Raw genomic sequence first — 12,844 nt, forward strand, 5'->3', positions numbered from 1 at the left:
CGTCAGCCGAGTTTCACCGGCAGCGTCAGCGGACCGCGATGCCTGAACCCGGAGCGCCACACTATTTCTCGTGGTGAGACCGTGAGCGTTGTGCCGGGCCATCGCGTGAACACCGCGTCGAGGGCGGCGGCGGCGATGGTGCGCACCAACGCGGTGCCGAGACAGGAATGGACGCCGTAGCCGAGGCCGAGATGTGGGTTGCGCTTGCGGCCGAGATCCAATTCGCCCGGCCGCGTGAAGGCGTGAGGATCGCGGTTGGCCGCGGCCAGGCACAGCAGCACCGTCTGACCGGACCGAATCGTGTAGTCGCCGAACCCGATGTCGGCGGTCGCGAAGCGAGGTCCCGCCAGCACCTGCGGCGACAGGTACCGCAGCAACTCCTCGACGGCGGGCTGCCTGCTGGATGCGGCGTGCAAGGCGGGCAGCTGGCCGGGGTGGTCCAGCAGCGCGAGGATCGAACCGGCGAGCAGATCGGTGAGCACCTCGTACCAGACGAACAACAGGTAGAACAGCAGTCCGGCGAGCTCTTGCGCGGACGGCGACCCGGTGTCGTCGTGGGCGGCGACCAATCTGCCGAGCAGGGTGTCGGCCCGCTCCGCCCGCGCCTGCTCGGTCGCCGCGGTGATGATGGTCTGCATCGTGGTCAGCGTGTCCCTGGCGCGCGGGGGAGCGGCGGAGGCGAGCAATGTCGAATTCGCCCACGCCGCAAGCGCTTCCCGCTCATCGGACCCGAGACCGAGTAGCTCGCCGAGCACCGCGGCGGGCAGCGGCGCCGCGAGCCGTTCGACCAGATCGACTTCCGCATCGGAATCCACTGTCCGCAGCAGGGATTCGACGAGCGACGGGGCGAGCCGGTCCCACTCGGTCAGCCGTCGCGGCGAGAGTTCGCCGGTCACCAGCCTGCGCAAGCGCGCATGATCACCGGGTGTCGTGACGAGCAGCGCGTCCAGCGGTGGCGGGACCGCGAAGCCCCGGTAGTCCGTGCGGCCCGCGATGCGAACGTCGCTGGTCAGCCGGTTATCCAGCAGGCCGGCCCGCACATCGTCATATCGCGTCACCAGCCATGCGGGCGGACCATCCGGTGTCCGCACCCGGTGCACACCGCCGTCGCGCCGCAGCCGGTCGAGCACCTGCCAGGGGTCCGCCGCGAACTCGGCATCGAAAACTTCTTGCACCAGCCACCATCCCCGTTGTCCGCCAACATTTCCCGTCGGCGCCCGACGCGCACCAAAGTACACGCGAGATCTCGGGCGACGCTGGTCGCTACTTCGCGGCCACGCCGGCCGAGCGGATGGCGTCCAGGACTTCGCCGTAGCTCAGTGTCGAGTTCACGGTGATCGTTTCCGCCACCCGGTCGACATCGACGGAATCCACCCCGCCGAGGCCGAGCAGTGCCTGTTCGGCGACCTTGGCTTCTTGGTGGGAGTAGTTGGGCAAATCGAACGTGTAAGTCATGTGAGGGACTTATCCCGACTCCGCGTGCTCAAACGTTCTGACGTCCGTTGTTTGACTCCGGAACTACCGGGAATAGCGGAGTTGTAACACCAAACGAGCGCATCGGGATTGTCATGATCATACTTATCGGACTCGTCGTATTGATAGCCGCGGTAATCATCGGCGTTGCCGGGGTGGCGGCCAATATGGGCGAAGTAAGCACATCTACGAACGATTTCGCCATGTTCGACTATCACTTCACCGCCGACGCAGGCCAGCTGTTCGGCTACGGAGCTGCCGTCGGCGCCATCGGGATGCTCGGGCTGAGCTTGCTGCTGGCCGGTGTCTGGCGTAGTTCTCGCCGTGGCATAGCGACGAGACGCGAGCTGCGGCAGACCCGCAAAGAGGTGGCGGCGGTACGCCGCAACACGCCACCTGACGCCACCCCGCCGCCACCCGCCGCACCGCCTGCCTCGCGACCGGCAAGCCCGCCGAGTGGTAAGCCGGTCCGGAGCTGGAACCGGTTCATGCGCCAACCGTCCGGGAAGACCCCGGTCGAAACAGTAAGGAAATGACCATGATTGTTTTGGGACTTATTCTGCTTGTCGTCGGATACCTGCTCGGTATTCCATTGCTCACCACCGCGGGCATCATTCTGCTGATTATCGGAGCGGTGCTCTGGATCGCCGGATCGGTGGGTCGCCCTGTCGGCGGCCGGCGTCACTATTACTAGAACGTCGACCGGCGATGTCAGATCCCGGACACATCGGCGAGCTGGCCAATGGCATAGGTGACTGCCATGGCCAGCGCGCCGCCGATGACAACCCGCACAACGGCCCGGCCGCGATGGCTGCCGCCGAGGCGGGCGCTGACCGAACCGGTGATCGCCAACGCCACCAGCACCGACCCGAAGGTCACCGGAATACGAGCCGTGGTGGGCGGCAACATGATCGCCAGCAGCGGCAACAACGCACCGAGTGTGAACGCGACCGCCGAGGAGATGGCCGCCTGCCACGGATTGGTCAATTCGTGCGGGTTCAGCCCGAGCTCGGCCTCCGCGTGCGCGGTGAACGCGTCGTGTGCGGTCAGCTCCTCGGCGACCTGACGCGCGGTGGCCGCCGACAACCCCTTGGCCTGATAGATGTCGGCCAGTTCGGCAAGTTCGAAATCCGGTTCATCTGTCAGTTCCCTACGCTCCTTGGCCAACAGCGCGCGCTCGGAGTCGCGCTGGGTGCTGACCGACACGTACTCGCCGACGGCCATGGAGATCGCGCCGGCGCTGAGTCCGGCGATGCCCGCGGTGAAGATTGCCGACGGACTTGTCGTCGCCGCGGCGACACCGACGACAAGGCCTGCGGTCGACACGATGCCGTCGTTCGCGCCGAGCACGCCCGCGCGCAGCCAGTTCAGCCTCGACGCCATGCCCTCGGCGTGCGGCTCGTGCGGATGCGGCGCACCTCTGCCGGGCTCGGTCGTCTCGTCCATGAGCCGCACACTATGTCAAAGTTCGCAAAGTATCAGCCAGTCGAACCGCCAGCGCCACGATGGTCAGGGTCGGATTGGCGTGCCCGGTGGTCGGGAACACCGAACTGCCCGCGATGAACAGGTTGTCCACGCCGTGCACCCGGCACTCGGCATCGACGACGCCGCCGCGGGGGTCCACCGACATCCGGGTCGTTCCGGTCGGATGCGCCCAGTCGGTGAGCTGCGGCGGCGAGGCGCTGGCTTCGCGTGCCCAGTCGTAGAGCGCGGGTGCCGGGAAACCGAGACGAGTGAATTCGTCGATCGCGAGTGCGGCCGCGCGGCGAACTGTGGTGTCCTCCTGTGTGTTGACCCGCCAGTCGATCCGGGCCAGCGGCATACCGAGCCGATCGGTGCGGTCGGTCAGCATGACGCGGCTGTCGGGGTCAGGCGCCTGTTCGACCATGCAGCGCAACTCGATTCGGTCGAGCTTGTGCGGCAGCCCGGTGTGCTGGATGAGCCTGCGCCGCGCACCGGACAGCAGCAAACCCGAATTGGCCAGTGCCACCTTCGCGTCGTGCGTGGTGCCGCGGCCGCGCAGCAGTTGTTTCACCGAATCCCATGGATCGTCCTCGGCGGGCACCTCTTGCAGCCACAGCGCGCAATTGAGCAGGCGCTCGGCCGCCTGGACCTCGGGTGACAGCGCGACACCGTGCAGAAAGGTGTGTTTGCCGTGCGGTGTCTTGACAACGTATTTGCCGAAACGTTCCAGCGCACTGTGGGCGAGCGCCGGGTCGAGCGCACCGACCGCGCCACAGCGGTGGTCCATCAGATAGCGCCCGACCAGGTTGTGCCGGTTGCCGATGCCCTCCGGCCGGACGCGCCGGGAGGCGAGCAACAGGCGCGGATTTCCGATGCCGCCGGTGGCGAGCGCGAACCTAGCGGCACGCACGGTTCGCGGGCGTGGATCGGCGCCCGCGACCTGCAGCGAATCTACCCGAGCGCCATCCTGATCGGTATCGATATGGGTGACGGTGGCGTTGACGAGCACGCGGACATTCGGTGCGACAAGGTCTTTCACGTGCGCGCCGAATCGCTTGCAGTCGAACGGGTCCACCGGATCCCGGCTGATCTGCCAGAAGTAGGGGCGCAAGCGCGCCGGATCCAGGGCATCGGACGGCTGTGGGCGACCGGCCAACTGCCAGAACGCGTCATCGGTGAAGCCGCTGCCATAGCCGATCCCGATGTGCGCGGCGGCCCGCGCCAGGAACGGCTCGAGCTCGCCTGCGCCGATCGGCCAGCCCGAGTTGGCAACCCAGGGGCGGTCGCTGAAATCGAGCTCGTCGAGCAGCCCGCAGCGTCCGCTCCAGGTATGCGACGCACCGCCGAGAATCCGATCGCCCGCGACCCGCGTCGACTGGGCTCGGCGCGCACCCACATTGTCGATATCGGCGAGCGCGTCCACCTCCTCGGACAATTCGAGGCCGCCGCTCTCCAACACCAGCACTCGCAGCGGTGTGCCCGCCAGCTCGGCAGCGAGGGTCAACCCTGCCGGGCCGGACCCGACGATGCATACATCAGCGGACAATTCGTCGTCCCCGACCGATCGCAAATCATCGATACGCAACGGAGGTCCTCTCCCGCAAAACACCCCGGCCACGAACCCCCCTGACAGGCTCGCGTCCGTTCACTGTAAAAGGCGGGGCGGACTTTTGCCGGTGCTTCAGCAGCCCCGGCTGAGGAACGCGCGTAGATAGCCCGCGGACTGTCGGACATACATCCAGGTCCAGAACTTCACGCCGGAGTCGCTCGGGCTCGCCACCATGGTCAACTCGCCGCCGAAGCATTTGCTCACGATGTACCTGGCCCGCGACACATGCGGGGTATAGGTCACCACGATGATGTGGCGCCAGCCGAACAACTGTGCCCGGCGCCGGATTTCGCGTGCCTCACCGTCGGTCGTCCACGGATCCGGGACGAAACAGTCGACCTGGAAGTCGAATCGGCCGGCGCAATACTTGTCCATCGCGTGGTCGTTGATGCCGGTCGACCGCGAGATCAGCAACTGTGGGGCGTATCCGCGCCGCGCGAGATCGAGACCCACATCGAAGCGTTCGTAGGCGGTCCCGCCGAGCACAACGATCGCATCCGCCTTCCGCAGCGGATCTGTCTGCGGATGGATATAGACCGGCACGCCCGCCAGCCCGAGAACGACGACAAGGGCGAGCAGCGCACCCAACAGCAAACCAGCTCGTCGAAGGCCGGGCACGCGTCGACGATACTCGAGCTCGGGCAGTGGACGGCGCTGTAAGTGCGTGTGTCGGAACGAGTATGACCTGATCCGCGGCTTGTCGGGCGTGGGTTGTGGTAGAGACTCGGGCCGGGCGTCGCGGTCCAGCTCGTCGTCGGAGACAGCGGTCATATCGACCAGCGTGCCATCGGGTCGGCAGTGTGGGCGGTTCGCGCTGGCAGGCAGGCTGATTCAGGACGGGGGACCGCGTACACCAGCTCGGGTTCGGCTGGCCGCAAAGGCTCCCGATCGGTGGAGCTAAGGACGGCCGTGGGTGCCGTCACGGCGGATGGCGGTGGGGGTGGTGGCCCACCAGCGGCGGCAGCTGCGGGTGAGGGTGGCTTGTTCGGACAGGCCGATGAGGGAGGCGACCTGGCTCATGGGCATGTCGGTGGTGGTGAGGTAGCGGCGGGCGGCGTCGCGGCGGACGTCGTCGAGGATGGCGGCGAACGAGGTGCCCTCGGCGGCGAGGCGGCGTTGGAGGGTGCGGGGGTGAGCGGTCAAAAGTTTCGCCACAGCGCCGATTTCGGGGGGTGTGGTGCCGAGTAGCTGTTGGACGGCGGCGCGCACCTTGGGGACCAGAGATGCGTTTGCGCCGCCGGACTGCTCGGCGAGGAAAGCCATCGCCAGGCGGTGCAGATTTTCGTCGCCACCGCTGAGTGGACGTGTTGCGAGGCTGCTCGGCACCCGCAGGACGGCCGCGGGACGGTCGATGCGCACCGGGGCTCCGAATAGTTCTTCGTAGGTCCGCAGCGGTGCTTCCGGGCGATAGGGGAGTTCGACCGAGCGCAGGCCGTAGCGATCGTCGACCAGGCGTTGAATCGCGCGGTGCACGAATGCCAAACCGAGGTCGGTGCCCTGAACGGGGGTCGGGTCGCCGGGCTGCACACCGTAGCGCAGCGCGATCACCCCGCGGTCACCGTAGGGGTCGGGTTCGAGGATCAGGCTGAGTGAGCGGGCATGCAGGAACAGGTAGCGTGAGGAGCATTCGACGACATCGGCCAGTGTCGGTGAATTGCGGATGGCCAGCGCCAGCGGGCCCAGCATGTCGAGATCCTGGCGGCGCGCGATGCGCAGGCCGAGGTCCGGGCAGTCGAGTCGATGCGCTGCCAGCTCCAGGACCGCCGCGACGGCCTGGTCGGGTACGAGCAGGTCGTCGGCGTCGAGCGCGGCAATGGGCAGGCCACAGGCGGTGGCGAACTCCTCGGCGTTTCCGCCGAGCTCGGCCACCGTGGCGCGAAATCCGCGTAGACCAGCGGATCGAATCACCGACATGTCGCTCAGAATCAAATACTTGTCGCGCAAAGTCAAGAAGCTGCCCCTGAACCCTCCCACACTGGAATCATGACCGAGACCGTCGTAGCTCCGGAACACCTCGATGTCGTGATCGTCGGCGCAGGCTTGTCCGGAATCGGCGCCGCCTACCGGCTGCAGACCGAATGCCCGGCGAAGACCTACGCGGTCCTCGAGGCGCGCGACGCACTGGGCGGCACCTGGGATCTGTTCCGCTATCCAGGCATTCGCTCGGACTCCGACATGTTCACCCTCGGCTATCCGTTCAAGCCGTGGCGCGATGCCAAGTCGATCGCCGACGGTCCGTCGATCCTGCGCTACGTCCAGGAGACCGCCACCGAGTTCGGCATCGACCGGAATATTCGCTACGGAACCAGGGTCGTCGCGGCCGACTGGTCCACCGACACGGCCCGCTGGACGCTCACCCTCGAATCTCGCAACGTCTCCGGCGACACCGACCGACGCACGCTGACCTGCGGCTTTCTCTACGCCTGCGCCGGCTACTACAACTACGACCACGGTCACGCCCCTGACTTCCCCGGCGCAGGCGCCTTCGCCGGACAGATCGTGCACCCGCAGTTCTGGCCCGAAGACCTCGACTACGCGGGCAAGCGGGTGGTCGTCATCGGCAGTGGCGCCACCGCCGTCACCCTGGTTCCTTCGATGGCGGACCAGGCCGAGCTGGTGACGATGTTGCAGCGCTCACCGACCTGGATCAGCGCCGTCCCCGGCCGGGACAAGCTGGCCGACCGCCTCCGCGCGACGCTGCCGCCGAATCTGGCGCACCGCCTGATCCGCACCAAGAACATCCTGTTCAACATCGGCTTCTATCAGTACTGCCGACGCCGCCCGCAGGCCGCGCGCAAACTGCTCACCGGTCTGACCACGCGCATCCTGAAGGACGAGCAGGCTGTCGCCGAGCACTTCACGCCGACCTACGACCCGTGGGATCAGCGCCTGTGCGCCGTGCCCAATGCCGACTTCTTCAAAGCGATGAAGAAAGGCAAGGCCGAGGTCGTCACCGATCACATCGATTCCTTTGTTCCCGAGGGCATCCGGCTGAAGTCCGGCCGAATCCTCGAGGCCGACATCATCATCACCGCGACCGGTCTGCGGCTACTGGCCTTCGGTGGCATCGCCCCGCAGGTCGATGGCGAGCCGGTGGCGCTGTCGGATCAATTCGTCTGGCAGGGCGCGATGCTCACCGGTGTCCCCAATTTCGCGGTCTGCATCGGCTATACCAACGCCTCCTGGACCCTGCGCGCCGACCTGACCTCGCGGCTGGTCTGCCGGATCCTCAACCACATGGACAAGAACAGTTACGCCGCGGTGGTGCCGAAGTCCGACGGAAAGCTCGACGAACGCCCCCTGCTCGACCTCGCTGCCGGATACGTCCAACGCTCGATCGGCGACTTCCCCCGCCAAGGTGACCGCCACCCGTGGAAGGTCAGGCAGAACTACCTGCTCGACTCCGCGACCACCATGCGCACCAGCCTGAACAAGACCCTCGAGGCAACCCCGAAGTCCGCAGTGCGCCACCGCGATCTTTCGGTCACCGGCTGATCCGGTGCGCCTCATTGTGAAACACTCTGGGGCTCCCAGCTGATCCGGTAGTCGAAGATCCAGTTCAATGGTGCGACACCGGCTTTCGCGGCCTTCTTCAGGAAGTACGGCGTCAGCAGTCGCACCAGCAGTCGCCCGAGCCCGCTCGAGGCCTTGTCGCTGGTGGTCTGCGCGCCGTAGGCGACCACCCGCTCGACGCGCGCTCTGCGACGGTCCTCGTAGGCAGCCAATGCCGTGGCGGTGTCGGGGATGTCGCGCAGGCACGTCGCCAGCGTGACGGCGTCCTCGACCGCCATCGACACGCCCTGGCCGGATGAGGAGGCCACGGCATGCGCCGCATCTCCGACGATGACCATGTTGTTGTTGTGCCACGTCGTGACCGTCGGCAGGTCGTATTGGTTGAAGCCGGGCACGAAGGTGTCATCCGGGGTGGCGGCCACGATGCGCGCGGCAGGTCCGCGATCGGCCGACAGCAATTCGACGAGCTGATCCCGCCACTGTGCCTGGGTGGTGCTCTCGCCGTCGGATCGCGAGAGTTCTTGCGAACGAGGCATGTTCGCGAACCACCAGATTTCGCCGTCCGGTGCGACGAAGTAGCCGAAGAACGCCTTCTTGCCGAAGATCATGCTGTAAATGCCGGGGCGTAGGCCGAGTTCGGCGTGCAGTGTTCGGTCGGTGACGAATCCGCCGAGCCCATAAATCCCGAGAAAATGTGCTTTCGGTGCGGCCGGGTCGATGATTTCCCTGGTGTCGGAACGGATTCCGTCGGCCCCGATCAGCACGTCCGCCTCGATGGTCGACCCGTCGGCGAAGGTTGCGCTGACGCCGCTGTCGGTCGACACCGCGCTCACCAGCCGTTTGTTGTACTCGAAGCGCACGCCCCGCCGGGTCGCTTCGGCATTGAGCGCCCGGTACATGTCGCGTCGCTTGATGCTGTGGGTGACGGTGCCGTCGGGAAGGGTTCCGCCGATCGGCATGTCGGTGATGTGTTTGCCGGAGCTGGTCGAAAACGACAGCGTGCCGGTCGGGTGTCCGATCTCGGTTACCACGTGGTGGGCGTCCAGCAGCGCCAGCGCCGACAGCCCGTTCACTGCGACCGTCAGGTAGGCGCCGATCTGCTCAGCGGCGGCCTCGTCGTACGCCTCGCAGATGATCGGTTCCAGCCCGGCCCGCTGCAGTGCCATCGCGGTCACCGGTCCGGCAATCCCACCGCCGATGATCAGCGCCTTCTTCATGGTGTGTCTCCTCCAGCTCGCTCTCGATCGTGATGTATCTTGATAATCAAGACATAGATAGTTTGAACATCAAGAGGCTTGAATGTCAAGAGGTTTGAATGTCAAGAGAAGAGTTGGATGAGCTCCGTGAGCAGGTCGGACACGAGTCGCAGGCCCTGCAGGCGGCCGTCGACTCTGTCGACCGAGCCGCTGCGGTGGTGCTCGGCGTCAACCGAACCGATCTGCGCTGCTTGGAGGTTCTCTGGCACGGCGACTCGACTCCGGGTGAACTCGCCGCCGAGTTCGGCCTCACCAGCGGCAGCGTCACCACCATGCTCGATCGTTTGTCGAAACTCGATTACGTCGTGCGCCATCCCGGGTCGGGCGACCGCCGCAAGGTGCTCATCCGCATCACCGAAATCGGACTCGATCGGATAATGCAGATCTACGGCCCGATCGCGCAGGAAGGCGCCGAGGAGGTCGCCCGCTACACCGAGGCCGAACTGCGCACCGTCATCGATTTCCTGCGTCGCTCCCGTGAGCTCCAAGAGCGCCACCGAATCCGCCTCGCCGCTCTCGCCGAGCGGGCCTAGGGCGGTCGGCGAGATGCGCGGCCATGCACCGATATCGGATGCGTCGGCCCGTCGATCCTTGTGGGCGCCGATGCATCGTTGTCGATCCATTGTTGCCAACGTCGGGAAGCGCGCGCTCGGCGATATCGCGAAAGGCCCAGTGTGACAGGGGTATTGCTCGACCGCGGAGTCTGGTCACCGTGACGTGCGCGACACTCGCCTCCGTAGGTTCGCCTACGCTCTGATTCATGGCCGCCCAGAAGACTCCGTGGTCAGATCCGCCCAGGATTTGGTCCAACGAGCGGCGCCGTGCCCCGATCTCGGGGCCGACGCAGGTCGGTGTCGGCGGCGGACAGTCGGCGCGGCGCGGCGGTTCTCAGGTCGGCGATCCTGCTCGGGTGCCTGATGCGACAGCGGTATTCGGCCCGCCGGTGCCGTATACGCCCGGCGATGAGGCTGCCCGCCGGGAGCTGTACACCCAGCCGACCGCCGAACGCGGCGAAACCACGCCGCCGCAGCCTTCGCAACCCGAGCCTTCACAACCCGAGCCTTCACAACCCGAGCCTTCACAACCCGAGCCGCCGAACAGAACTGGATTGTTGATCGGGGTCGGCGTGATCCTGCTGATCATCATCGGCCTGTTCCCAATAATACTGCACGACAACCCGACCTCGACAAGCAGCCCGCCGAATGCCAAGGCGTCCCAGGCTACGACGCCGAGCGCCAAGGTCGCACCGGCGGCGTCCGCCGCCAAGTTCGTCCGCGGGATTGCTGTCGGCAGGGTCGCTGCCAACGACGGATCGACACTCACGGTCGAAGGCGTGCTGGGCAGCACGGCCGTGGTGCGCATCGACACACGCACTCGGGTCCTGATGTTGGCCGCCACCCGTGCGGCCGATGTAAAAGTCGGCACGATGGTTATCGTGCAGGGGGACAAAGCATCCGACGGCACCATCAAGGCGAGATACATCGTAGGCGAGCCGCTCGGCGCTGCCTTCGGCCGATGATCAGGCAATCGCGGCGGGTAGCGGATAGCCGGGTGTTTCAACGCCCGTCGGGCGCGGAACTTCTGCGCGCTGTTTCCCGCACGCGAATCGACTGGGCGATCTCGTCGACCGCCTTGCGAACGATCGCTCCGTAGGCGTCGTCACCGAGGGTGTGGAGACTGTCGCGGGCCGTGTCGATCTCACGTTGCGCGGCGTCGAAGGAGCCGAGTCGGCGATAGTCGTCTGCCAGGTTCAGGTGCAGTGAGGGGTAGAAGCCGCGCACGTCGAGCTGAGTGTCGTATTGCCCGGCGCGGTCGGTGGTCAGGCTGTGTGCCGCGTCCAGTGCCCGGATATCCCACGAAAGCGCCTGCGCCGCATCCTCGTACAGATCGGCCAAGTAGTGCGCGACAGTGCAGCGGTGCAACGGGTCACCCTGTGGCCCGAGGGAATCCCAGATCTCCAGCAGCGCATTGCGGGCGGCGTCCGGAGAACCCTCGCGTCCGAGGGCGATCGCGTGCGTGATCGCCGCCATCGTTTCATCCGGCGATCCTGTTGTGGCCGAGGCGGTCATGCTTTGTGTCCCGTCGAGTTCGGCTGTGCTGTGGGCATTACCAGCGTGGTGAGGTCGCCGTCGGTGGCCGACCGGATGAGGACCGGCAAGTCGGGCGCGGCGATGTCGAGCATGATCTCCGGGCCGAGTGCGGCACGGATCGCGGGCGACAAGGTCGGGGCGGCAAAGGCGAGAGTGATGCCGGGTCCGGTCAGCGTCACGGGCAGTCGGGCGGTGCGGCCGTCGGCGCGTGACAAGGCCAGCTCCGTCGCGTCGGCGGAACAGAGGATCGTGCCGTCGTAACCTTCGGTCATGTCCAGCAGTCGGTCGCGTATCACCAGCACTCGCGTCCGCACCGGTGCCAGCGACGCCAGCATTGCGCGATAGTCCGGGAACGAATCATCGATCGTGCGGCATCGGCGCTCGCTGCCGTCGGCTACGACGACGAGCGCTCCCGCTGCGGGAGCCACAGTGACCTCCTCGGCCTCACGAAGCCAAGAACCGATCGCCGCGAGATCGCCCGCGTCGACAACCAGCGACCAGTCAGCGGCCGATCGCCCGATCGCCATCGTTCTTGTGGAAAGCCGATACCGGTCCGTTGCCGTCAATGTCAGCGAACCCGCGCTCGCCTCGACCAGAACACCGGCGAGTACCGGTATTTCGCCGGTCCGAGCCGCGGCGGACCGCACCTGGTCGATCGCCGCTGCGAGCGTCGCGGCGGACAAGGCAGTCTGCCCCGTGGCCGTGTCGCCGATCGTGTCCTTGATGGTGCCGGCAACCACGGCCGCCTCCTCTGCTCGCCGCCGCAGCTCCAGCACGTGCGCATCGAGCAACCGTGTCGCCCGCTCGGCATCTCCCGCCAAGATCTCCGAAATGACCTCGAGCGGCACCCCGATCCCTCTGAGCTGCCGAATCATCACTGCCCGCGCGCACTGCGATTCGCGGTAATACCGGTATCCCGTCGCGCCGTCGACCCGCGCGGGAACCAGCAGCCCGCAGTCGTCATAGAACCGCAGCGCACTCGGCGTGAGCCCACTGGCCCGCGCCAGCACCCCGATGGTGATCAACTCCTTTGACCCGAATTCCGTCACTCGGCCATCATGGAGCTTCAGGTAACCCGAAGGTCAACACCAACGCTCCACTCGCCGTGAACCACCTGGCCGGTCCGCGTGAGACCTAGCCCGGTCGTTGGTAAAACCGCTTCCAGAAGTCGAGTAGACTGGTGAGTACCGACGCGGGGTGGAGCAGCTCGGTAGCTCGCTGGGCTCATAACCCAGAGGTCGCAGGTTCAAATCCTGTCCCCGCTACTAGGTGAAACGGCCCGGAACGCACTGTTCCGGGCCGTTTTTCGTGGTGGTGTGGAAGCGGACTCGGGAATCTTGGCCAAGCTCAGGCTTCTGTTTCTGTCGCCGGGTTGGGTTTGGTATTGCCCAGTGTTGTCGTTGCGCGATCACGCAACGGCCACTATGGAGCATCCGTCG

General features: G+C 66.3%; 14 protein-coding genes and 1 tRNA gene. 6 read left to right on the top strand and 9 right to left on the bottom strand.

Annotated elements, in window-relative coordinates; translation table 11 throughout:
• Positions 1-2: 2 nt before the first annotated feature.
• A complete protein-coding gene (locus ACFU4Z_RS27305) occupies positions 3-1,175 on the bottom strand; it encodes a cytochrome P450 (protein WP_379068038.1) in 1,173 nt (390 codons plus the stop codon).
• Between the two features lie 88 nt (positions 1,176-1,263).
• On the bottom strand, positions 1,264-1,455 hold the full coding sequence (locus ACFU4Z_RS27310; RefSeq protein WP_379068041.1) for a hypothetical protein: 192 nt from the start codon (positions 1,453-1,455) through the stop codon (positions 1,264-1,266).
• A gap of 113 nt (positions 1,456-1,568) precedes the next feature.
• On the opposite strand from ACFU4Z_RS27310, the gene ACFU4Z_RS27315 reads away from it, so the two are divergent.
• Both ACFU4Z_RS27315 and ACFU4Z_RS27320 read left to right on the top strand, forming a co-directional pair.
• Positions 1,569-2,009 carry a hypothetical protein gene (locus ACFU4Z_RS27315; protein WP_379068044.1) on the top strand — a complete coding sequence of 147 codons (441 nt, stop codon included), beginning with the start codon at positions 1,569-1,571 and terminating at the stop codon, positions 2,007-2,009.
• Between the two features lie 2 nt (positions 2,010-2,011).
• Positions 2,012-2,167: a DUF6131 family protein gene (locus ACFU4Z_RS27320; RefSeq protein ID WP_328412783.1), complete on the top strand. Its 156-nt coding sequence runs from the start codon at positions 2,012-2,014 to the stop codon at positions 2,165-2,167.
• Positions 2,168-2,184: 17 nt separating this feature from the next.
• Here the strand turns inward: ACFU4Z_RS27320 and ACFU4Z_RS27325 are convergent, their stop codons facing one another.
• The 4 genes from ACFU4Z_RS27325 to ACFU4Z_RS27340 form a co-directional block, all read right to left on the bottom strand.
• Positions 2,185-2,919, bottom strand: coding sequence for a VIT family protein (locus ACFU4Z_RS27325; RefSeq protein ID WP_379068047.1), 735 nt, complete (start codon positions 2,917-2,919; stop codon positions 2,185-2,187).
• 10 nt (positions 2,920-2,929) lie between these two features.
• A complete protein-coding gene (locus ACFU4Z_RS27330) occupies positions 2,930-4,522 on the bottom strand; it encodes a GMC oxidoreductase (RefSeq protein WP_379068050.1) in 1,593 nt (530 codons plus the stop codon).
• A 96-nt stretch (positions 4,523-4,618) separates the two neighbouring features.
• Entirely contained in the window at positions 4,619-5,164 is a 546-nt protein-coding gene (locus ACFU4Z_RS27335) for a YdcF family protein (protein ID WP_379068053.1), read from the bottom strand.
• Between the two features lie 279 nt (positions 5,165-5,443).
• On the bottom strand, positions 5,444-6,460 hold the full coding sequence (locus ACFU4Z_RS27340; RefSeq protein ID WP_379068056.1) for an AraC family transcriptional regulator: 1,017 nt from the start codon (positions 6,458-6,460) through the stop codon (positions 5,444-5,446).
• Between the two features lie 69 nt (positions 6,461-6,529).
• On the opposite strand from ACFU4Z_RS27340, the gene ACFU4Z_RS27345 reads away from it, so the two are divergent.
• Complete coding sequence (locus tag ACFU4Z_RS27345) at positions 6,530-8,041, top strand: flavin-containing monooxygenase (RefSeq protein WP_379068059.1); 1,512 nt, start codon at positions 6,530-6,532, stop codon at positions 8,039-8,041.
• Between the two features lie 11 nt (positions 8,042-8,052).
• Here ACFU4Z_RS27345 and ACFU4Z_RS27350 read toward each other — a convergent pair whose 3' ends face one another.
• Complete coding sequence (locus ACFU4Z_RS27350; protein ID WP_379068061.1) at positions 8,053-9,276, bottom strand: FAD-dependent oxidoreductase; 1,224 nt, start codon at positions 9,274-9,276, stop codon at positions 8,053-8,055.
• Between the two features lie 98 nt (positions 9,277-9,374).
• On the opposite strand from ACFU4Z_RS27350, the gene ACFU4Z_RS27355 reads away from it, so the two are divergent.
• Entirely contained in the window at positions 9,375-9,848 is a 474-nt protein-coding gene (locus ACFU4Z_RS27355; RefSeq protein ID WP_379068064.1) for a MarR family winged helix-turn-helix transcriptional regulator, read from the top strand.
• A 593-nt stretch (positions 9,849-10,441) separates the two neighbouring features.
• Positions 10,442-10,834 (top strand): DUF5666 domain-containing protein, encoded by a 393-nt coding sequence (locus tag ACFU4Z_RS27360; RefSeq protein ID WP_379068067.1) that lies wholly within the window; start codon positions 10,442-10,444, stop codon positions 10,832-10,834.
• 37 nt (positions 10,835-10,871) lie between these two features.
• Here the strand turns inward: ACFU4Z_RS27360 and ACFU4Z_RS27365 are convergent, their stop codons facing one another.
• Both ACFU4Z_RS27365 and ACFU4Z_RS27370 read right to left on the bottom strand, forming a co-directional pair.
• Positions 10,872-11,384 (bottom strand): hypothetical protein, encoded by a 513-nt coding sequence (locus ACFU4Z_RS27365; protein WP_379068070.1) that lies wholly within the window; start codon positions 11,382-11,384, stop codon positions 10,872-10,874.
• On the bottom strand, positions 11,381-12,454 hold the full coding sequence (locus ACFU4Z_RS27370; protein WP_379068073.1) for a MerR family transcriptional regulator: 1,074 nt from the start codon (positions 12,452-12,454) through the stop codon (positions 11,381-11,383). Before ACFU4Z_RS27370 ends, ACFU4Z_RS27365 begins: the two co-directional genes overlap by 4 nt.
• Positions 12,455-12,596: 142 nt before the next feature.
• On the opposite strand from ACFU4Z_RS27370, the gene ACFU4Z_RS27375 reads away from it, so the two are divergent.
• Positions 12,597-12,670: transfer RNA gene (locus ACFU4Z_RS27375), tRNA-Met, on the top strand.
• The last annotated feature ends 174 nt before the right edge of the window (positions 12,671-12,844 follow it).

It is taken from the genome of Nocardia sp. NPDC057440 (assembly GCF_042802915.1).
GTDB lineage: Bacteria > Actinomycetota > Actinomycetes > Mycobacteriales > Mycobacteriaceae > Nocardia.